This is a genomic window from Desulfotruncus arcticus DSM 17038 (genome assembly GCF_900113335.1).
Taxonomy (GTDB): Bacteria; Bacillota; Desulfotomaculia; order Desulfotomaculales; family Desulfallaceae; genus Desulfotruncus; species Desulfotruncus arcticus.
Window position 1 is genome coordinate 47690 of the sequence record NZ_FOOX01000018.1, and the last position, 21044, is coordinate 68733.

Annotated in this window: 19 protein-coding genes; 8 read left to right on the plus strand and 11 right to left on the minus strand. The window is 47.7% G+C overall.

Annotated features, from left to right (window positions below; genetic code table 11):
- Positions 1 to 244: 244 nt before the first annotated feature.
- A complete protein-coding gene (locus tag BM056_RS19995) occupies positions 245 to 574 on the minus strand; it encodes a hypothetical protein (protein ID WP_092473774.1) in 330 nt (109 codons plus the stop codon).
- 158 nt (positions 575 to 732) lie between these two features.
- On the opposite strand from BM056_RS19995, the gene BM056_RS20000 reads away from it, so the two are divergent.
- A complete protein-coding gene (locus BM056_RS20000) occupies positions 733 to 1062 on the plus strand; it encodes a helix-turn-helix domain-containing protein (protein WP_092473776.1) in 330 nt (109 codons plus the stop codon).
- Positions 1063 to 1392: 330 nt separating this feature from the next.
- On the opposite strand, the gene BM056_RS20005 is transcribed toward BM056_RS20000, so the two are convergent.
- Positions 1393 to 1983: a Uma2 family endonuclease gene (locus BM056_RS20005; RefSeq protein ID WP_337833532.1), complete on the minus strand. Its 591-nt coding sequence runs from the start codon at positions 1981 to 1983 to the stop codon at positions 1393 to 1395.
- Between the two features lie 233 nt (positions 1984 to 2216).
- Between BM056_RS20005 and BM056_RS20010 the strand changes: the two genes are divergently transcribed.
- Positions 2217 to 2831 carry a TetR/AcrR family transcriptional regulator gene (locus tag BM056_RS20010; RefSeq protein ID WP_165613623.1) on the plus strand — a complete coding sequence of 205 codons (615 nt, stop codon included), beginning with the start codon at positions 2217 to 2219 and terminating at the stop codon, positions 2829 to 2831.
- 53 nt (positions 2832 to 2884) lie between these two features.
- Positions 2885 to 5557: a PEP/pyruvate-binding domain-containing protein gene (locus tag BM056_RS20015; protein ID WP_092473783.1), complete on the plus strand. Its 2673-nt coding sequence runs from the start codon at positions 2885 to 2887 to the stop codon at positions 5555 to 5557.
- On the opposite strand, the gene BM056_RS20020 is transcribed toward BM056_RS20015, so the two are convergent.
- The gene (locus tag BM056_RS20020; RefSeq protein WP_165613624.1) at positions 5520 to 5990 is read right to left on the minus strand and encodes a DUF4825 domain-containing protein; all 471 of its coding nucleotides are present in this window, start codon (positions 5988 to 5990) and stop codon (positions 5520 to 5522) included. The genes BM056_RS20015 and BM056_RS20020 overlap by 38 nt on opposite strands.
- Positions 5991 to 6101: 111 nt before the next feature.
- Positions 6102 to 6839: a type II toxin-antitoxin system prevent-host-death family antitoxin gene (locus BM056_RS20025; protein WP_092473787.1), complete on the minus strand. Its 738-nt coding sequence runs from the start codon at positions 6837 to 6839 to the stop codon at positions 6102 to 6104.
- A gap of 274 nt (positions 6840 to 7113) precedes the next feature.
- Here BM056_RS20025 and BM056_RS20030 point away from each other — a divergent pair, with 274 nt between their 5' ends.
- Genes BM056_RS20030 through BM056_RS20040 form a run of 3 tightly spaced genes read left to right on the plus strand, consistent with a single transcriptional unit; the run spans position 7114 to position 9196 of the window.
- Positions 7114 to 7323: a 2TM domain-containing protein gene (locus BM056_RS20030; protein ID WP_092473789.1), complete on the plus strand. Its 210-nt coding sequence runs from the start codon at positions 7114 to 7116 to the stop codon at positions 7321 to 7323.
- 33 nt (positions 7324 to 7356) lie between these two features.
- Entirely contained in the window at positions 7357 to 8196 is an 840-nt protein-coding gene (locus tag BM056_RS20035; RefSeq protein ID WP_092473790.1) for a PaaX family transcriptional regulator C-terminal domain-containing protein, read from the plus strand.
- Positions 8197 to 8221: 25 nt separating this feature from the next.
- Entirely contained in the window at positions 8222 to 9196 is a 975-nt protein-coding gene (locus tag BM056_RS20040) for an MBL fold metallo-hydrolase (protein ID WP_092473792.1), read from the plus strand.
- A 79-nt stretch (positions 9197 to 9275) separates the two neighbouring features.
- On the opposite strand, the gene BM056_RS20045 is transcribed toward BM056_RS20040, so the two are convergent.
- The 7 genes from BM056_RS20045 to BM056_RS20075 all read right to left on the minus strand — a co-directional run bounded on the left by BM056_RS20045 (position 9276) and on the right by BM056_RS20075 (position 17446).
- Entirely contained in the window at positions 9276 to 10526 is a 1251-nt protein-coding gene (locus BM056_RS20045; RefSeq protein ID WP_207648227.1) for an acyl-CoA dehydrogenase family protein, read from the minus strand.
- Positions 10527 to 10532: 6 nt separating this feature from the next.
- The gene (locus BM056_RS20050; protein WP_207648228.1) at positions 10533 to 12131 is read right to left on the minus strand and encodes an AMP-binding protein; all 1599 of its coding nucleotides are present in this window, start codon (positions 12129 to 12131) and stop codon (positions 10533 to 10535) included.
- An 11-nt stretch (positions 12132 to 12142) separates the two neighbouring features.
- The gene (locus BM056_RS20055) at positions 12143 to 12532 is read right to left on the minus strand and encodes an SCP2 sterol-binding domain-containing protein (protein ID WP_092473797.1); all 390 of its coding nucleotides are present in this window, start codon (positions 12530 to 12532) and stop codon (positions 12143 to 12145) included.
- A gap of 30 nt (positions 12533 to 12562) precedes the next feature.
- Positions 12563 to 13852 carry a thiolase family protein gene (locus BM056_RS20060; RefSeq protein WP_238456568.1) on the minus strand — a complete coding sequence of 430 codons (1290 nt, stop codon included), beginning with the start codon at positions 13850 to 13852 and terminating at the stop codon, positions 12563 to 12565.
- The gene (locus BM056_RS20065) at positions 13818 to 14648 is read right to left on the minus strand and encodes a DUF2148 domain-containing protein (RefSeq protein ID WP_092473800.1); all 831 of its coding nucleotides are present in this window, start codon (positions 14646 to 14648) and stop codon (positions 13818 to 13820) included. The genes BM056_RS20060 and BM056_RS20065 overlap by 35 nt, the downstream gene beginning before the upstream one ends.
- A 1-nt stretch (position 14649) precedes the next feature.
- Entirely contained in the window at positions 14650 to 15429 is a 780-nt protein-coding gene (locus tag BM056_RS20070) for a DUF2148 domain-containing protein (protein WP_092473801.1), read from the minus strand.
- 412 nt (positions 15430 to 15841) lie between these two features.
- Positions 15842 to 17446 carry a sigma-54-dependent Fis family transcriptional regulator gene (locus BM056_RS20075; RefSeq protein WP_092473802.1) on the minus strand — a complete coding sequence of 535 codons (1605 nt, stop codon included), beginning with the start codon at positions 17444 to 17446 and terminating at the stop codon, positions 15842 to 15844.
- 222 nt (positions 17447 to 17668) lie between these two features.
- Between BM056_RS20075 and BM056_RS20080 the strand changes: the two genes are divergently transcribed.
- Together BM056_RS20080 and BM056_RS20085 are read left to right on the plus strand one after the other, a co-directional pair.
- On the plus strand, positions 17669 to 18295 hold the full coding sequence (locus tag BM056_RS20080; RefSeq protein ID WP_114319306.1) for a TetR/AcrR family transcriptional regulator: 627 nt from the start codon (positions 17669 to 17671) through the stop codon (positions 18293 to 18295).
- Positions 18296 to 18314: 19 nt separating this feature from the next.
- Positions 18315 to 21020 carry a PEP/pyruvate-binding domain-containing protein gene (locus BM056_RS20085; RefSeq protein ID WP_092473806.1) on the plus strand — a complete coding sequence of 902 codons (2706 nt, stop codon included), beginning with the start codon at positions 18315 to 18317 and terminating at the stop codon, positions 21018 to 21020.
- The last annotated feature ends 24 nt before the right edge of the window (positions 21021 to 21044 follow it).

Sequence of the window (21044 nt, forward strand, 5' to 3'; positions counted from 1 at the left end):
CAATTAAAGCTTGGTAACTAATTAATACTTATATTCACGCGGGAATCCGCCGCTCTATATATCCCGGCTGGTCTGTAAAGAGAAAGCACCTACTGCAATCATCTACCCAAAGATTACCTTTTAAAATAAATACTGTCAAGCATTCTCCGCCCCCGACTAACGGGAACTATGGCCGGAAACATGTAGTAGTTATTATCAGGCCTGCTCACAATGCCAGCAAAGCCCCGATGAGCACCAGAGGAGGTTAGGAAGTATCGTTTTTTCCTTTATTGGTTGTGTTGTCGCTTTTATCTATTGTTGCATGAAATTCTAGCGGCGGGATGTCTGTTAAGTTTTTCCCACAATTGGAACATTTCCAGTAACCATTTTTTGCGGCACTATACGACCGCTTATTACATTCTGGACAAATTTTGACATACATCATAACAGATCCTAAACCAAGGCAGTGTTCTCCGACTTGCCTAGCTATTTTTAAAATCTTCTTTTCTAAACCCTTTTTTAAATTGGGATTTTCCTCTTTTTCGTAAAGATCTTTTACCAACCAGAATTCTTTTGTTAATTTCTCTACATCCATTGGCCGTCGCCCCTCATTACTTTTTAACATTTTAGGGGAATTTTTGATATAGTTACAGTTTGCATCTTTTTAACGCTAATAGCAATATTTAATAATGCTTATGGCATGTTAATTTGACCTCTTTTAACCTTTATAGTTACTGTAAGGGGATGAGGCCAATGAACTACCGGTTATTAGGCGAAAAGATAAAAAAGGAACGCTTAAACAGGGGACTAACTCAAGAAGAACTAGCAGAAAAAGCCAATTTGTCAGTTTCATTTATGGGGCAAATTGAACGGGGTGAAAGGAAATTAAGCGTTGACACTCTAGCAAAAATAGGCAATTCATTGGGTATTAGTTTTGATTACCTTTTACAAAATGGTCAAAGATTAAGGCATGATGCTGCTATAGATGAATTGGTTTATACACTAAAAGGAAGAACACAAAAAGAAATTAGAATGATAATTGATGTTGCTAGAACAATTTTTAAGCACTGTCAAAAGACCTAAAGTTATTTATAAAAAGGTAGTAATAGTTAAAGTTAGTTAGTAAATTGTTAAAATAAAACGAATAACCCGGCACGTCTTGATCAGCTAAAATTATGGGTGACTCGATTTTAGACATGCAACCATTATGCCCAAACGCGCTCTTGGATTCGTATGCCGGTATTCGCCTTTTCCGTTACAATAAAACAAATACCTTGCGGTAAGCAGCATTATACCGCAAGGTATTTGTTTATACATTTCCACTTATTTCCTCACTTGTGCATAGTACCCTATGGTCAATATCTATACACCTGGTTTCAGCACAGGTGCAAGCAAATGGATGATACCCACTATTTAACCTTTATAAGAGGTTAGTCCTGCAAAAATATCTTTTAAATTAATTTCTAAGCCAGTTAGAAATGGGGAATGCAATGTTGCTTTATTGTTATATGTGCCGTCAATTTGCCAGTATTTTTCACCGGGGGTTAGTATTTCAGCAGTTTCTATTTCGGGATCGACAAGCCAATATTCTTTAACTCCGTGAGTATAATACATTTTGCTTTTCTCCACGCGGTCACGGCTAGCTGTTGACGGCGAAAGTATTTCAATAACTAAATCGGGTGCGCCGGCAATGTGCTGTTCTTTTATTATATTAAGGCGTTCTTTTGAGATAAAGAATATATCCGGTTGGGGTTTTTCTTTTTCGCTTAATAAAACATCGGTGGGTGCTAATAATACCTCGCCCATATTATTACCGTCAACAAAATCTCCTAAATATTTTATTAATCTTCGGATTATACGTTGATGAATAGTTTTAGGCGCCGGAACCAAAATTAACTCGCCCCCAATCAGCTCATACCGGTTGTCGTCATCTATTTTTAGATAATCGTCATAGGTATATAGCCGTTCTGTCTGCATGATTCCAAACCCCCTTTCCGTTAGCATAACTATAACAAGTATTTTTATATTTAGGAATAACCCCGGCAATCTTCCGAGGGTTTTTATACTTTGCCCGGCGGATATGCACGGTCATGTTAACTGTGAAAAACTGTGCACCAATAGCCAGATTTCCTCGTGGGCAAGCAAAAGTTGCTCTTGCAAATACAGGGACTTTGTTGATATGATAATAGTATACGACGTATGAACATAAACGCAGTACATAATGAGAGGTGAATAGGGTGACGATAGAGCCAAAGCCCAAGGACCGCCGGGAAAGAAGAAAGGAGCAGACCAGGGATACCATCATCAGCACCGCCTTGGAACTGTTTAGGAAACAGGGGATTGAGTTTACCTCAATGGAGCAAATCGCCGAGGAGTCGGATATAGCCAAGGCGACCCTGTATAAATACTTCCCCAATAAAGAGGCTATCGCCGCCGCATATATGCAGGAAGCCGTCCGGGAAAAAATAGCGGAGATAGACTGGCTGATCACTGAGAATGCTGATACCAGATCGCGAATGCTGGCCATGTTGACGAAGCTTTCTGAATGGAATAAAGAAAACAGAGATATTGTTAAGCTTCATGCTTCCGCCCGCTTCCAGGATTTGTTGTCAGGCCGTATTGAGAATAACCGCCTGAGCGGCATTGAGTATGTTCTAACCAGGATTTTCAAGGTGGGCCAGGATACCGGGGAGTTGCGGCAGGACCTGTCAGCGCAGAAGTTGGCCCTCTATTACAAAGTAATGTATCTAGTGCCGTTTAGTGGCTGGTTGTTTGACCAGGGATCGTCAGACCTGGAGTTGAGCCTGGCCGAATCAGTTGACCTTTTTCTTGGCGGGGCGCAGCAGCATTAGCCGAAAGCGCTTTATTGTAAATATTTGCCATTTGTGACGGGGGTGGATTGGTTATGAGTTTAAAAATACGGTTTTTTTTGAATTGGGCGGAAGCCTACCAGGCCGGTGCGGCAAAGGCCGGTGGGAAGGGCTGGAACCTGGGGCGTTTAGTCAGGTACGGTTTTCCTGTGCCCGCCGGGGGAGTCATTTCTACTGAAGCATATAAGCTTTTTATGGAAGAAAACAGCCTCATGCCCGCCCGGAGAAAGCTGTCGGAGAGTATTACCGCGGCCAATATCGGTGAGAAGGTCGCCGGGCAGTCCCTGGCCGGGTTTAGGGATAGAATAATGTCGGGCATGCTTCCGCCGGGGGTGGAAAAAGAAGTTGCTTCCTGGCTGAAGAGCTCGGGTAATCCGGGCCGGCCGGTGGCAGTACGGTCTTCGGCGTCCTTGGAGGACTCCGGCGCGGCCTCCTTTGCCGGCGTCCATGAGTCATTTCTGAACGTCACCGGTGTCGAAAATATAGCCGTGGCGATAAAGGGCTGCTACGCTTCCCTGTGGACGCCCCGGGCGGTATCCTACAGGAGAAAATTCAACATACCAGATGAGGAACTGCTCCCCGCGGTGGTGATTATGGATATGGTGAAGGCCAAAGCCGCTGGAATCGGTTTTACCTGTGACCCCAAAACCGGAAGGCGGGATGTTTTAGTCATCAACACCAATTACGGCCTGGGTGAGTCGGTGGTGGGCGGCATGGTGGAACCGGATGAATACCATTTGGGTACTGATACCTTTATGCCGCAAATAATTGAAAAACTGATCGGCAAAAAAGAAGGAAAAACCGTTCCGAAAGAGGGGGGCGGTACGTTTTTCCTGGGTCAAGACAGCAGTAAAGATTATAACGGAGGGCAAGTCCTTGCTGATGAAGATATCGTTAAACTTGCCCTGCTGATCCAAAGGGTCTTCGAGGCCCTGGGGGAAGGAGAACAGCACCAGGATGTGGAGTGGGTATATGACGGCAGGGACTTTTTCCTGGCGCAGTCCAGGCCGGTGACTTCCCTGCCCCGGTACGCCTACCCCGAGCTAAAGAGGCAGCCGGACTACTGGTCTAGCGCGAACACAAAGGACGCCCTCCCCATGGTTTTATCCACTCTGACCCGGAAGGTTGTGGATAGCCTCTTCGGAGGCATGGTCTCGGCACCTTTCCGTGCGGTGGGTTATCCTATCCTGCCCGGACTGAAATACATGAGGGTTTACCAGGGCCGGGTTTATATGAATATGTCATTAGTTCAATGGGAATATTTCGATGCCCTGGGGTTCACGCCGGCGGAATCTAACGAGGCCGCGGGAGGGCACACCCCGGAAATACAAATACCACCCGGTAAAAAGGAAGACAAAAGGGCCGTCCGTCGAAGAAACTGGCGCAAGGTTAAGCTGATGCTTGCCATATCCAGGTTCCAAAGAAAGGCAAAGCAAGGATTTGCAGTAACCCGAGGGCAGGCAGTTACGTGGTTTAATTGCGACCTTCCAGTTATGAGTGATGGAGATCTACTGGCGGCGCTGAAGAAAAGCAGCCGGTTGGCTGTGGCTTATACAAGTATCCCGGGCATGATGAATATCTCTACAGGCTTCCCGGCAAAAATGCTGACGGACACCCTGGAAAAAAGTTTCCCCGGCAAGGGGGGTGCCCTGGCCAGCGACATCCTGACGGGACAGGGGACTATTACTACCGCGGAACACGGCTACCGTTTGATGGAACTGTCCGAAGCAGCCCGCAAAGAGCCGGCCACCCGGGAGTTTTTTACTTCGGTAAATTACGAGCCCCGTTTATGGGAGGAAAAGTTGCCGGATAGTTCTGTTTTTAAACAGGCCTTCCAGGCTTACCTGGATGAGTACGGACACCGGGCGGTATACGAGGGAGACCTGGCCAACCCCAGGTGGAGGGAGGACCCAACCTATCTCCTGGAAATAGTCCGTTCTATGCTGCATACGGCGGACAGTGCCAAAATGAAGGCTGTCCAGCATGAAAAAGGAGAAAGGGCCTGGCGGGAAATCCGCAGCGGCGTCTCCCTGTTTAGGCGAATGCTGGTCCGCTACTGGGCGGGCAAGACCGTACGGGGCATGGAAATGAGGGAAGAAGCCAGGTCCGGGCTGGTCAGGATGCTCGTACCCATGCGCGTTATAGCCCTGGATGTGGGCCGCCGGTTGGCTGAGCGGGGAGTGTTGGAGAGGAAGGAAGATGTGTTTCACTGTTCCTTTCCCGACCTGGCCGCCATCCTGGCCGGCCATTGGGAAGGCCGTGGGCTTGCTATGTTGGTGGAAGACCGCAAGAAAAGAAAACAATATCTGGAAAGCCTGGTCGCGCCTGACGTAGTCGCTGACGAAACTCCCCGGCGTCCCAACGCTGCCCGGGTTACTCCCGCCACAGGGGGGAACTCATTGTCCGGCATTGGTATCTCCACCGGGAGAGTAACCGGTACAGCCCGATTAATCAGCCACCCCGATGAAGGAGGCAGGCTGAATCCTGGTGAGGTACTTGTGGCCCCATCCACTGACCCGGGCTGGACACCGTTGTTTCTAAAGGCTGCCGCTCTGATAATGGAGACCGGTGGTTCCCTCTCCCACGGTGCTATTGTGGCCCGTGAATTCGGTATCCCGGCGGTAATAAACGTTCCGGGGGTAATGAAGGTTATAAAGGACAGCCAAACGGTTACCGTGGACGGGGAAGAAGGGAAGGTATATCTTTAAAACTAATAAGCTTCGCAAACTCTCCTTGGTCCCTTGAATACTCTCTCAAATCCTGATCAAAATATATTTTTTCCAGGGAACTTCTTGTGAACTCATAATTATAGCTGCTGTTCCCCATTTTAATGTTATACCGGATGGTATCCAAATTTTCTATCAGGCTAAATAAAACAGCAGAATTACGCAAAATTGTTTTATATATAAAATCCATATCCGACTCATGAAATTGAGTTAAATCATAATCAGCGGATAAGCCATATGGCTCTTTTTCAGTATCCAGTGATATTTTGTTCTTGTATTCTCCAAAGGGCAGCTCGTTCAAAAGGTTGGAAACATTGCTGGCATCTCCGATGTAAGGCGACTTGTATTGTAACAAATCGATATCCCAGCCGACAATAATGCCATCTTTTGTGTTGATACTCTTACCATTTGTCAAGAAAGGTTTATATAGAATAGGCCTCCCGGCCAGGGGGAACCGGAGGCCTTATATTTTAAGTTTGCCGGCGAGGGACGACTGCCGGTGTCTATCATATGCCTTTTCGAACGCTTATTTAAAGATTCTGCCAAGCTCCGCGGATAGTCCTTCAAAAATGTAGGATTGCGCGATTTCGGATTTTCTATAGGTAATACTGCTGCTGATGTTGTTGTCTGCAAAAAGATAAACGGTAACTTCCCTGTTTATCGGGTTTGCAATCCAGTACTCCCTGACGCCGCATGACATGTAAAGGTCGAGTTTTTTGATCAAATCTTTGCGCCGCGTACCCTCTGATAAAATCTCCACCACTAGTGCCGGGACGCCCTGATAATAGTCATTTTCATCCAGCTTTTCCTCAAGGTCGCAGATAACCATGATATCAGGCTGGACAACATTTATATTCTCCGGGTTTCTTTTGAGTGTAATATCATAAGGGGCAACCAGGGGGGTACATTCTTTACCCTGAAACCAGTTGTAAAACACACCAAAAAGCTCGGTCAAAGCTATCTGGTGCGCTGTTTTAGGTGAGGCCAGCAGGTATATTTCACCATCTATGTATTCGTATCTTTCCTCGGTATCTTTGGTCAGCTCCAGAAATTCCTCATAGGATGCCTTTCTGCCGTCACAACCGTATACTTTCGCCTTTTCCATTACCGTACCGGGCACCGCGCCGCAGTCCGAAACCGCATCTCTAATGGCTGACAGTTTGGCTATTTCCATACCGTTTCTGGTAATTATGATATCCTCCTGCGCCGCAAGCATCAGGTATTTCCCAAAGTTGTTCTGCAGTTCCGTTGAGTTGACTTTCATGGACAACCCTCCAATAATAGCTATATTAGCTAAATTAGCCACTGTAATTATATGCCAAAAAAGTGACTGTGTCAAGGAAAAACAATAACCAGGCCACAAGCGTAACAGAGTTCGCCGCCCCCCGGCCCGTTTGGCCCGGCTACAACTACATAACACAACCTTACGTTTGCCGTAAAATTTCTAGCACCTTCTTACAGTAATAATATTGACAGAAACATATGTTATAACATAAAATCAATCTATAAAATATAACGTTATATAAGGAGGGGTCAATATGAAAAACGAACAACATTACGACAAGATCAGCGTGGAAAAAGAAAAGAAGGGATTTCGCATCCACAGATTGGTTTTTGCTTGTGTTATCCCCTTGCTAGCGCTAATTAACCTGACGTTTTCGCCTGAATTTATCTGGTTTATCTTTCCCTTAATCGGTTGGGGAATGGGTCTGGCAATACACTATATCAATATACGGAGCCTGGTTTAAAACGATACTAAATATAGGTGGAGTGCTGACTTAATGAAAATTATTTTACGTAAAAAAGATAGTGTTACCAGTATTGTCTTATTCATCTTTAACATCTATGGAGAATATGCAAGCCAATACTCCATTCAACTAAATAATTTAATTGATTTCATGCAGCAGTTTGGCAAGAATGAAACATCAACCCGCATGGGTTTGTCCAGAATGGTTAAGGCGGGGATATTAATCAATAAAAAAATTGAGGGTGAGGTTGTCTATCAACTTACTGAATATGGATTTGAAAATATCCACAACTGGAATCACGGTATTGCAATGTTTTTTAACCGCTATGAAAAGAGACATCAAGTATGGAATAAGAAATGGTCTGCGATTACTCTGTTGGACTTTAACAAGTCAGACAAAGAAAGGCAAACAGTTATTGATGATTTAACTGAAATAGGTTTGCGGGAGATAATCAGAAACACCTGGGTTTGCCCATACCAAATGTCAGATGAGGTTGACAGTATTGCCGCCAGGGAAAATGTTAAGTATCTCAGTATTAACGACGGTGATATCAGTTTAAACTTTCCTGCAAATGAATTTATAAATGATGTCTTTCAAGTTGCATGGATCAGGAAAAGATATCGCGAGTTTCTGGACCTGATGCGGGATATAGAAATGGAATTTGACGAGATAAAAGAAAACGCGGGGTATTGTTTGGCACTATTATTCAAACTGGGTTGGAATTTTTACGATATTGCTATTTCCGATCCGGCTTTGCCCAAAGAGTTGCTCAATGATTGGGAGGGCGACCGGGTAGTTCAGGAATTTCAACAGCTGCGGACGCGCCTGTATGAAAAAGTAAAGAACTATTGGGACAGGAAAATCAGTTTGTGATGATTCGTTAAGGGAGAGGGTTAAGATGATTAGTCTATTATCATATACTGCTGCCATACTTTTTTTATGTCTGATATCAGCCTTAACTATTCCTGTAATTAAATTTATGAAAAACAAAAAGATTGAAAAAACAGTTTGGGAGCACAACAAGCCGGAAAAAATTACAAATTTGGGTGCTGTTAACGAACTAAAGGTTCTGCCCTTAATAGATTTCTACACCAGTAATGAGGATTTAATTGGAGAACCAGGCGTAGCATATCTGATTAGTGCGGACGATAAAAAGATCCTTTTTGATGTAGGCTTTAATGCTAAAAATGAACACCCGTCACCACTTTTGAAAAACATGAACAAGCTGGGGGTTGAAGTATCTGATATTGATTGCGTTGTAATATCTCATAATCATATTGACCATATAGGAGGGATTGAAGCTAAGAAAAAAAATACTTTTTCTCTTTCCGGTCAAGAAATTGATTTAAAGGTTAAAGCTTTTGCACCTGAGAAAATGTCCCATGCTACTGCGGAAATAGAGGTTATTAAAAAACCCCAAAAACTATTTGAGGGTATTGCATCCATCGGTACGATAGATACGGCAATTTGTTTTATGGGGCTTACCGCAGAGCAGGCGTTAGCCGTAAATGTAAAAGGCAAAGGAATTGTATTAATTGTGGGATGCGGCCATCAAAGAATAGAAAGAATTATAAAAAGAACCAGGGATTTGTTTGAACTGCCTATCTACGGAATAATAGGAGGACTGCATTATCCTGTTGAAACATCCAGGATGAAGTGTAACATGCAAAAAATTATTGGGACTGGAAAATTGCCATGGCAGAGAATAAGTAAGACTGAAGTTAAAGAAGCAATTGTTGAGTTGGACCAAACCAATCCAAGCATTATTGGAATATCAGCTCACGACAGTTGTGACTGGGCATTAAATGCATTCAAAGATTATTTTAAGGATAGATATGTAGACGTGATGGTTGGCAAGGAGATAGTAATTTAGGCCTTTTAGCCGATAAGATGTGACAAAACCCGCAAGCCTTGGCACACAGGGAATTGCGGGTTTTTATCATACTATAATTTTACTCGCTTTCCTCAATCAGCGCCCTGGCTGCGGTCAGTGCCAGCACCTCGTTGGAACCATCCTCGATAAGTGACGCCCGGGCGTCTCTCAGCAGTTTTTCAATATAATATTCTTTGCTCACCCCATAGCCGCCAAACAACTGTACCGCTTCGTTGGCAATTTCAAAAGCTGCATTGGTGCAGTATACTTTGGATAAGATGGAGTAACGGGTTACCGGTGGGAAATTGGTGAAATTGTAATTCATTACCGCCCGGGATATAGCCCGGGCCGTCTCAACCTTCTGGAACATGTCAAAAAGCTTTTTTTGCACCAGTTGATGTTCGCAAAGAAGCTTACCGCCCTGCACCCTAACCTTGGAGTAATCCAGCGCCTCTTCAAAGGCGGCTCTGGCTACGCCGGTAAACATGGCTCCCATAGTGGCGTTGGCAATAGCCAGCGTGGCGTCCAGCATAGCCTCGTAAGTATCGGGCTGGGTCAGCATAAAATGCTTGGGCAATCGCACATGATCAAAGTAAATCTCTCCCTGAGGCAATTCCCGCTGACCCATTTTGTCCAGGCATTTGCCCTTGGAAACTCCGGGTAAATCCAAAGGCACCACGGCCACACCGCCGCCGGCCAGCCCCATGGATTTTTCAATATTTAAAAAGAGCAGGGCATGGGTAGCCTGTGGACCGTTGGAAACCCAGGATGATTTTTGCCCGTTCAACACCCAAACATCCCCGTCCAATCGAGCCGAAACCTGGCCGGTTATTTTGGGATCCTTAAACCAGGGCAGGCCGATAGTAAGCTGGTCGGAGCCATGGTTGGGTTCGGTAATGGCCCAGCAGCCGATGAAGCTGTTGTCAACCTTCTCCACAAATGGTTTAACAACCTCCTCAATCACCTTATCCCCGTCGTCCGGAGCCATTGATGCAAAAAAGGCCGGAAAACAATCAACCCCTATAGATACGGCAAACCCCGAGCTCCCCCAGCCTATTTCTTCCCAAAATATATGAGCTTCAAGGGGGGAGAGTCCCAACCCGCCGTAGTTGTCCGGAATATACACCGTATGGTAGCCTAACTCCTTCATCTGGCGCATACAGTCCCAGTACACCGAATCCTTTTTCAGCACATCCTCCGGGTTGGCTAACTTATCCAGTTCCATGGCTGCCGGGCGCAGCACCTCCCTGGCAAATTTATTTACTGATTTTTTTAAATCCAGCTGCTCATCAGTCAATTCCATATTTAAATCCAAATATTCCATGTTCATTCCACCTTATCCATTTAATTTGAAAACATTAACGGCCCGGGGACTGAATTCGGCTTTGAGAAGCCGTTCCAGATTCTTTTCCGAAGCTGTTTTGGGGATCTCCGCCACCACCTGTATATAGGAAGGAACAGCATTACGCTCCAGACCGGCCAGGCAGGCAGTAAATATAGACCGGGGGGCAACTGTTTTACCCGGGAAGGATACCACCGCGGCAACAATATCGCTTTCCCCTGGCGCCCCGGATGCAGCGGGTATGCCGTAAACACAAACATCGCTGACATCAGGATGCTGGGAGATTATTTTTTCCACGTGGCCCGGCTGAATAAAATCACCCTGTCTCCTTAAACCACCGCCGGCGCGAAAATCAAAGTAAAACCAGCCTTCCTCGTCCCGGTGGCACATATCCCCTGTCCTTAGCCAGCCGCCCCGGGTTTTTTCCGCCGAGGCTTTTTGGTTGTCGTAATACTCCACGTCGGTGCTGCCGCGTACCATGCGGCAGATTAACTCGCCGATCTCCCCCGGCCCGCATTCAGTATCGTCATCCCGGACCACTTTCATTTCCATCACGCCGTCCAGGGGTTTGCCAAAGGAACCAACGGGGCCCATTCCCGGTGGATTATGGGCAAAACCACCTTCCACAGCACCATACCATTCGTGAATTTTGACGTTAAACCGCTTTTCAAAATCATGCCAGATAGCCGGGGGCGTGCCGGCGCTGATCACCAGGCGTACGGGATTGTCGCCGTCGTTTTCCCCGGGCGGTTCGCTATAAATGCCCATCATCATGCCGCCCAGTAGGGAAAAGGTAGTGCAGCTGTATTGGCGGCAGATGTCCCAGATCCTGCTCTTCGTGAATTTGTGGCTAAAAACCGCCGGTATACCCAGAGCCAGGGAAGGGATAAGGTCCACGGCCTGGGCATTGCCGTGGGTGAGGGAAAGCCCGGTGTACAGCACGTCGGTTGGTTGGTAGCGCCAAATGTTTTTGGCAAATAGAGCGTACATGCCCAGGCGGTCCTCCTTAACCATCACTCCCTTGGGGTTGCCGGTGGTCCCAGAGGTGTAGATAATCTCCAATGGGGTATTGGCATCGTTTTTCCGTTTGTCCGGAGGGCTGGTTTGCGGTCCTGCCAGTATTTCAGTCAAGCTTGGGAACCGGTCGCCGACCGCAACTCCGAATAACTCTTTATAACTTACGCCCAGCACCGGACAAGCATTTTGATCCAATTCCAGGCAGTCTATTTCATGCAACAAGTCGGCCGTCACAAACACGCCGCGGGCATTTGAGTTTTCCAACTGATACTGGAGGTTGTCACCCCGGGAGCGGGGGTCTATGGGCACCATTACCGCACCGGTCGCGGAGGCGGCCCATAGCGCGTATACAAATTCCGGGTGGTTGCGCATAAACACCGCAAATTTATCACCCTGACCGATGCTGTGCTCCCGCAGCACCCGGGCAATTTTGCAACCGTTGACAAAAATGTCTTTAAAGGTTAAAACCTCTGCCGGGTATTCGCCATATTCAAAGGTCAATATTTTAAAGTCAGGTTTTTTTCCCGCCGCTGCCTCCACTTGATAGGAAAGCAAATTCATATTTACCGTAGTCACTGCCAAACCTCCTATCCGGGTAGGTTGTACTTGTCACTAACTGCCGGGTACATTTCATGCAAGGGTTTGAGCAGCGGTAGCATTTTCATTACTTTAGCCATAGACCCCTTGGAAACAATGAGCTTTTTAGCCAGGGCCGCGGGTAACGACAGTTCCTTTAGCCAGAATTTGTGGGCGGTGTCCCCGGCCAGGCTCATTTCCACATCAGCTTTTAAATTTTGGTCGCCGGTGAGCACGCCACCCGGCGTAACCCAGAGCGTTCCCGCCGGGTCGGATAAGTTATACTTAATGTTTAGCCCCGCATCCCTGAACTTTTTACCGTTTTCGGGATGTTCCAGCAGCTGGCTCCACAGGCCGCCCAGTATTTCATACATTTGTTTGGTATCTTTGTAAACTGCCATTTAAATTTCCCTCCCTGTTTAATATGGAAACTAACTAATTGATTCAAAGATATGAATGGTCATGGCCGCTTCCTCGTACCCGATATTGCCCCCGCCGTTTTCGGTCATACCAATCCTGGCCCCCGTCACCTGGCGTTGGCCGGCCTCGCCCCTTAACTGAGCAATCACCTCATGAACCTGGGCCAGCCCCGAGGCCCCGATGGGGTGCCCCCGGGATTCCAGTCCCCCGGAGGTGTTGACCGGCAATTTACCGCCCAGCCTGGTGGCGCCGCTTTCCGAAAAAATACCCCCTTCCCCCGGCTGGCAAAACCCCATAGCCTCCAACTGGTGCAATTCTCCAAAAGCAGTGGCATCGTGCAGTTCGGCCAGGTCAATGTCCTGTGGTCCCAGCCCGGCTATTTGGTAAGCCTGTTTGGACAGGCGCTCCCCGATATCCTCACCGTCAATGAGTCTATCCCGCCCGGAACCCAGCACCGAAGCCAGGGTTTTAACCGGACGGGCTCCCGTCAGCTTTTTTAGAAAATCACCGGAACAGAGAATAGCGGCAGCGGCACCGTCTCCCACCGGCGAACACATAGCCCTGGTTAAGGGATAGGAAACTGGTGGGTCCGCCAGTACATCTTCCACGGTCATATCCCGCTGGATTTGCGCCAGGGGGTTCAAACTGCCGTGAAAATGGTTTTTGGAGGCAATCACTGCCAGCTGTTTCTGGGTACTTCCATACTTGGCCATATGCCAGCGGGCCACGGCGGCATAGATATCCATGAAGATGCTGCGGCCCCGGCCGGGTTCATCCCGGGCGACCTGCGGGCTGTACAGTTCATTTAACTGCATCAGGGTATTGATTTGTTCGGAGGATTTTTCCACATCGATACACGAGGCGTAGGATTGCAGGGATAGGGCTTTGTTCTCATGGGATATCTTTTCCACGCCCAGGGCCAGGACCGCATCGTAAGCTCCCGCCGCGATGCCTAGATAAGCCAGGTGAAAAGCGGTTGAGGCTCCGGCGCAGGCGTTTTCCGTATTCACGATGGGTATGCCCTGAATTCCCAGCGGCCTTAAAGCAACCTGGCCCCGGATAGAGTGCTGATTGCTGAACATGCCCCAGAAGGTGTTGGACACGTATGCAGCCTGCAGCAGCTGACCGTCAATGCCGGCATCCCGCAGTACGAGCTGCACCACTTCCGCGGCCATCCCTTTGACGGTGGCGGTAAGGTACTTCCCAAAACGGTTCATCCCCACCCCAATTACATAAACATCCCGCATAACCGTTCTCCTTTCGCCATCATTTCTGGTACTTTGCCGCGATCTCCGGCCCATACTTATCAACGATATCCGCCATTTCCATGATTACCTCATACATGCGCTCCTCTGATTCCGGCTGAGGGCCCCAGCTGATAAAATGGGTTTCCTCCCACCAACGGTCGGTGGATTTAAACGCCGGCTTGCCGCTGCCCGCAAAGCCCAGAAAATTAATGGGCAAAGTGTTAAACATGGTTTTGATGTGATCTTCATAGGTAAACTTTTTGTTCATTACCTCCCGGCTGTACCAGACCAGTTCCTTGCAGGGACCCACCGATATACCCAGGATGGAGCTGGCCTCGGGCAAATAGCCCAAGGTCTTGGCCGCGCTGCCGGTGGAACCCTGGACCCGGTTGTCCACATTGTGCTGCCAGGCGGAAGCGGCAGCCCAGTCGCAGGCGATGCCCACGTCAAGTATTTTCCAATTGCAAGACGGTCCGCCGCCCACCAGACCCTGTCCCAGGTTTTCCTTGGCAAAAGCATTGAATTCCTTGCAGGTGAGAAAACCGCAGGCACCGCAGTTCCATGCCATTTCCGACACGGTGGCATCGGCACCAATCAACACCAGCACCGGTGGGTAACCGGCCTCATAGGTTTCCTTAAGGGTCATGTAGTCCCAGGCTACGAACTGGGAAATTTTAGCCATCACGCCCAACATTTCAATTATAGGTACCAGATCGTCTCCGGTAACAATTTCCGTCTGAAGTTTTAACCGGCCGGTAGTCAGGGGCGCCTTATAGGCGGCCTGGATCATACTTTTGGCCACTTCCAAAAGATGCTCCTGAGCGACTGCTTTTCCGTCGTACCTCGGCATGTTATTCTTCCTCCTTTCGCCTGGGAATCCACTTCCGGTAATCAAAGGTAGTGACTGTGCGGGGAGTGATATATTGTTTGCGGGTGTTTTCCAGTATTTTTGTCATATTAATTAAATGGTAGTCGGGATTAATATCCACATAGGGGTTTTTGGCCAGGGCGGCCAGGGGTATACCCACCACCAGGCCGGAGTTTTTACAGTAACCCATTTTTAGCCCGGCGAGGCCCACGCTGGTAAATGGCCGGGAATCTACGAAAAGCCTGGCCGCCAGCCACAGAGCGGAGCCAACCGCATAGCCCAGGTCATTTACCCTGGCTGTGCACAAGGGCCCCCTGATTAAAGCTTCAGAACGCCGGTCAGTGGTATCCACCATGCCGCACTTGGTCTTTTTGCGCTCATAAAAATAACTGCAGTCGGGTTTACCCCCGCACATGCCGCAGCCCGCGTCCAGGGGGTTATCCTCCGCCATGCGGGATCCGAGGAAGATAACTGCGTCGCTCTCCCGGACCATCACCGCCTCGTATTTGAACATCTCTTCCCACACCTTGTTGGTGTAAGCAAGTTCTTCCATTTTCCGGGCGATTTGCTCCTGCTCGTCCTGCCCATAAACCAGTTCCGCCTCAACATGAGACACCCCACCGGCAAACGGGGCGGTCAGGGCGGCGTTAATCATCAGCCGGGCCGCTAAAATACTCCCTTCACGCCTCCTCAAATCCTGAGGGGAATAGGGGGGGTACTCATAAATATACTCGCGGCCGCTAAAATCGATGTGTTGGCGCAATCCTCCACACTCCTTTCAAATTTTGCAGCAAAATGCAGAGCTGATCCAGAAGACCATTGTCCAAACCAGGCCCGGATCAAGTGAAAATAATTAAATATTTTGAACTCTAATAATATTTAAGCAACTAACATGCCAAAAATGTTATTAAGCGGTTAAAATATCAAGGTGGCTTATTACGGTGTTAAAACCCCCGCAATAGCCGACTGCCCGAGATAACAGAGGGACAAATCCCTATACCCGGCCTCGCACATGTTGCATACTGTTGCGAACCGCTGCGCCACATTGCTGCAACACTTTGATAAAAAAACGTGCTCTTTTATCAAGTATTGGAAAAAGGGAACAGGCTGCTTTTTCAAAAACGAAAAAGCAGCCTGTTCCCTTTTTCATCCCATTGCTAGCCGGGCGCTTTAACCTAAGGTTTAATGCCGTATTTTTTCATCCTTCTGTACACGGTGGTCCGGTTAACGCCTAATTTTTCCGCTACCCGGGTAATGTTTCCGCCTGATTCCTTGATGGCTCGGACCAGTTCCTCGCCCCGGGGATTTAATTCATTACGCACCACGTTTTTGCCGGGCATTAACCGGTAAAACAGCTCGCTACCCGTCACCCCATCGTCTGCAAGGGCGACCAAACGCTCCACCGTATTTTTCAGTTCCCGAGCATTGCCCGGCCAATGATATTGCATAAAGGCTTGAATTAATTGTTTATCCAGCCTATATGCATTCCCATATTTGTTTTGTGCTTCAGTCCTAAAATGCTCCGCCAGCAGAGGAATGTCCCCCCGGCGCTCGCGCAAAGCGGGTATTTTAATATCTATGCCGGCCAGCCTGTAGTACAGGTCCTCACGAAAGTCCCCTTTGCTAATCAAAGATTCCAAATCCCGGCTGGTAGCCGCCAGCACCCGCACGTTAACCGGGCTGGGACGCACTCCCCCGAGACGGCAGACACATCCCTCCTCGATTATCCTTAAAAGCCCGACCTGGATTTCATGAGGCGCGTCCCCGATTTCGTCCAGAAATATAGTGCCACCGTCAGCCTGTTCAAAGCGTCCGGGGCGGCCCCTACGGGATGCGCCGGTAAAGGCGCCCTCCGTATAACCAAACAATTCGCTGGCCATTAAATCTTTTGGTATAGCTCCGCAATTGACAGCAACAAAGGGTCCGTCACCACGCGGGCTGTTTTGGTGAATTATCCGGGCAAGAACTTCTTTCCCGGTGCCCGTCTCTCCCGTAAGCAACACATTAAGTTCCGTTCTGGCAGCCTTTTTAGCCAGTCCCAGGGCCAACAGAAATGCCGGATCTTCACCGATTACCCCAGGGGTTGTCTGTTTAACAGGATTGCGGCTTATGTAAAAATGAGCGGGATTTTTAGCAGCACCGGGTTTATTATCATTCTCCATCATACGCAAGCCTATACCCGTCTCAATTAACCTGGCCATGGCAGTCACCCAGCCTACCGAATGCATATTTAATTCATTGTTAAAGCCGGTTAAATCAACAACCCCGATAATATTCTTGCTCCAGGGATGAAACAAGGGCGCAGCAGCACAGCAATACGGGTGCCAGCCATAAGAATAATGATCGCAACCGTACAGTAAAACATTTGTTTTTTCCGTCAAAGCCAGGCTGATAGCATTGGTGCCGACGCTTTTTTCATCCCAGGAAGCGTTGACCAAAAAGTTATGTCTTTCCGCATTCTTATTTAATTTAGCGCTCCCTGCTTCCACATGAATCAGTACCCCGGCTGAATTGCTGAGGCCTATTATTAGCTCTGTCATGTGCATCAGGTTTTTATAGTATTTAAAATATGACTTGGCAACCTGAACCACAAGATTGTCCAGATCGCTCCGGGAATTAGTGACCGTAGGCGCCACGTCAATATGCGGGTTAACCTTATGTTCACGGGATCTCTTCCATGAGTTTATCAGGGCCGGATGAATTTTTGACGGTATTAAACCCTCCTCTTCAAAACTATCCCTGATATGCTTACCTGTATTAAAGGTTACAAAGTGATTCATATAATCACCATCAAAATATTCAGTCTATTTTGATTTTACAATAAAATAACGTACATTGAAATAGACTACTGATTAAAAAATATCCTATCTGGTAAAAAATTTCCTGAGCATATATTTGTTAACTTACAGTTAAAGATATTGATTTTTTAACAAAATATTCATATAATAAAAGCAACAATATGCACTGAGTGCAAATATGCACCAAGTGCAAAGGAGGCAACATTGACAGCAGTTGATAATTGTAATCAGACCAGGCGGGACAGAAAAAAAGAGCAAGCCCGGACAAAGATAATTGATTTAGCCATTGATCTCTTTGAAAAACAAGGGTTTGAGCAAACTTCCATGGAGCAGATCGCCCGGGAGGCAGATGTGGCCAAGAGGACTTTATACAATTACTTTTCCGGCAAGGGCGCCATTTTATTGGCTTACATGCAGCGAATCAACCAAAATTATGACCCGTTGTGGCAAAAAGTTATTGATAAAAACCCCAACACTAAAACCAGGTTGATGGCGATGCTGGAAATAGGTATGGATTGGGCTAGCCAGAACAAGGACATTTTCATTATGTACGCCGCAAGCCGGCTGCAGGATATGGCAAGCATGCATCAGATGGAGTCAGATAAACGCAGCGGGCTGCAGGGGGTATTTGAAAGGGTCATCCGCCGGGGGCAGGAAGATGGTGAACTACGGACGGACATGCCGGCAGAGGCAATAGCAGCTCTGCTGCATTCCAACGTATTCATGGTACTAATGACCTGGATGATGCAAGGGGATGCTTTCCCTGTCCGCCTGGCCGTAGCAAATACCATCGACCTTTTTCTTAACGGCTCTTTAAAAAGAAAGGTATAGAGTCCGGGGAGGGAAGAATATGGATAGTGGAGAGGAAAAACTATTTTTGCGCTGGGATGAGGCCTTCAGAGCGGGTCCTGAAGCCGCCGGTGGCAAAGGATGGAACCTGGGGCGGCTGGACAGGTATGGATTTGACCTTCCAGCCGGTGGAGTGTTATCTACCTTAGCCTATGGGATTTTTATTGAGGCCAACAAGCTGCAAGAAAGCCTGGAGGATGTATCCCGGTCATCAACTGCGGAAAAAATAACAAATCCTGAAATTACATTGATACTCGATAATATGAGGGGGAAAATTAACAATGGAATCTTTCCCCCAATTGTGCGTAAGGCACTGGCCCGGAGGTTGAAAAAACTTGGCCTATGGGAAAAACCGGTGGCAGTACGCTCCTCGGCCTCGGCGGAGGACTCGCAGAAGGCCTCCTTTGCCGGGATGCACGATTCATTCCTTAACGTTAAGGGGCTGGATAATATTCTGGAGTCGGTCAAAGCTTGTTATGCCTCGCTGTGGACCCCCAGGGCGGTGGCTTACCGGAGAAAAATGAATATTTCCGACAATAAAGTCCTCCCGGCGGTGGTTATCATGCAAATGGTGGAGGCCAGGGCAGCAGGAATAGCCTTTTCCTGCGACCCCCGCACCGGCCGGGAGGATCTTTTAGTCATCAACGCCAATTACGGACTGGGGGAGTCAGTGGTGGGAGGGCTGGTCGAACCTGATCAATATCTATTGGATACAACCGATATTCAGCACAAAATAAAAGGGACGGTAATAGGTTCAAAAAAAACAGTAACTATTCCAGCTGATTGTGGCGGAACAATGCTGGTAACCGAAAAAGATTCTAAATGGTTCGAGCTACAAGAAAAAATGCAATCCAAACAGGTGCTCTCAAATATTGAAATAACCCGGCTGGGTCTTATTATTTTAAGAGTACTGGACTCCCTGGGAGAAGGTGAGTGCCATCAGGACATAGAGTGGGCATTAGACGGTGAAAAATTTTATCTGGTACAGGCCAGACCGGTTACTGCTCTGCCCCAATACACCTACCCGGCAATAAAAAGCCAGCCGGAAATTTGGTCCAACGCCAACACAAGGGATGCCCTTCCCGTGGTATTGTCGACCTTGGCTCATAGAGATAACAAAATCATCTTGACCAAAATGATGGATGGTTTCTACAAATATTTAGGTGTCCAACAACTTCCCGGAATCCAACGCTTTAAATGTTTCAACGGCAGGCTTTACGCGAATATGTCGGTCTTTCAGTGGGAGGCCTATAAATATTACGCCATGACTCCCGCTGAATCCAACCATCATATGGGAGGACACCAACAGGAAATAACCATACCCGAAAATCAAAAGCATGGGAGGGCCTCCCTCCTGAAAATAAAGCTATTACACTTTAAGCTTGTGTTTTTGCTAAACCGCCTGAGAAAAAAGGTAGCTAGCTCCTCTGCCAACATTCGCAGCTACACGGACGAGATGCGGGGAAAAGATTTAACCCTGGTTGAAGATAAAGATCTGTTAAACTATTTTATGGATTTAGCCCAAACAACATATACATATTCGCCTATGGTACCCCTTTTCAACCTTTTCGCGGGTGGAACAATGATGACACTGACCGGGGTACTGGAAAATTATTTTCCTACAGAAAGTAAGGCTCTAATTAGTTACTTAATGGCCGGGGCTGGGAACATAACCAGCGCAACTCACGGTTACCGCCTGATAGAGCTGGCTGAACTAGCCGGAAAAGACCCTGATGCACTGATGTTTTTCACTTCCGCATCATATAATCCTCTTAACTGGGAGTATGCATTGCCGGACAACACACCTTTTAAGCAGGTATTTAAAGGTTATATAAAAGATTTCGGCCACCGGGCGGTTTACGAAGCGGACACTATCAATCCTCGCTGGAGGGAAAACCCTTCCTACCTTCTGAACACTGTCAAAACCTTGCTGGATAATGCAAACACAGCCTCAATCAAGGCCGGGCAAGAGAAAAAAAGAAAAACATCCTGGGACCGGATAAATACCAAACTCCCTTTTTACCTTAAAGTACTGGTAAAATACCTGGTGTCCCAGCTCATTGAGAACTCAGAAATGAGGGAAATGACCAAATCGGAGATAATTCGACTCGCAGAAGTTCACCGTAAGATATGTCTGGAAATAGCCGGACGGCTGGTTAAATGGGGGCTATTAACAGAACGTAATGATATCTTTCACTGCTCATGGTATGACATTATCCCCATCCTAACAGATGATTGGGACGGGCGGGGACTGCAAAACCTTGTGTCCGACCGGAAAAAAAGAAGAAAAGAACTGGAAGCCCTGTCCCCTCCGGACCTGATAATCAATGATACACCCGTTTACTCCACTCCTTTAGCCCGCGGTCCAGGAGATACGCTGGAGGGTCTGGGCGTAGCGGCCGGGAAAGCGTCAGGCCAAGCCAGGATAGTGATGCACCCGGAAGAGGGGAAAAAACTGGGCTGCGGCGAGGTGCTGGCGGCTCCCTCCACCGACCCGGCCTGGACCCCTCTCTTTTTAAAAGCTTCAGCCATAGTAATGGAAACCGGCGGATTTCTGTCACATGGAGCCATAGTGGCCAGAGAATACGGCATACCAGCAGTTGTTAATATCCCGGGTGTGCTGAAGTTGGTGCAGGATGGGCAGGAAACTACCGTGGATGGAGATGAGGGCAAGATCTATCTTAAGCCAATCCATGAGAATAATTAGAATTATGGGGAGGGGAATGAAGTG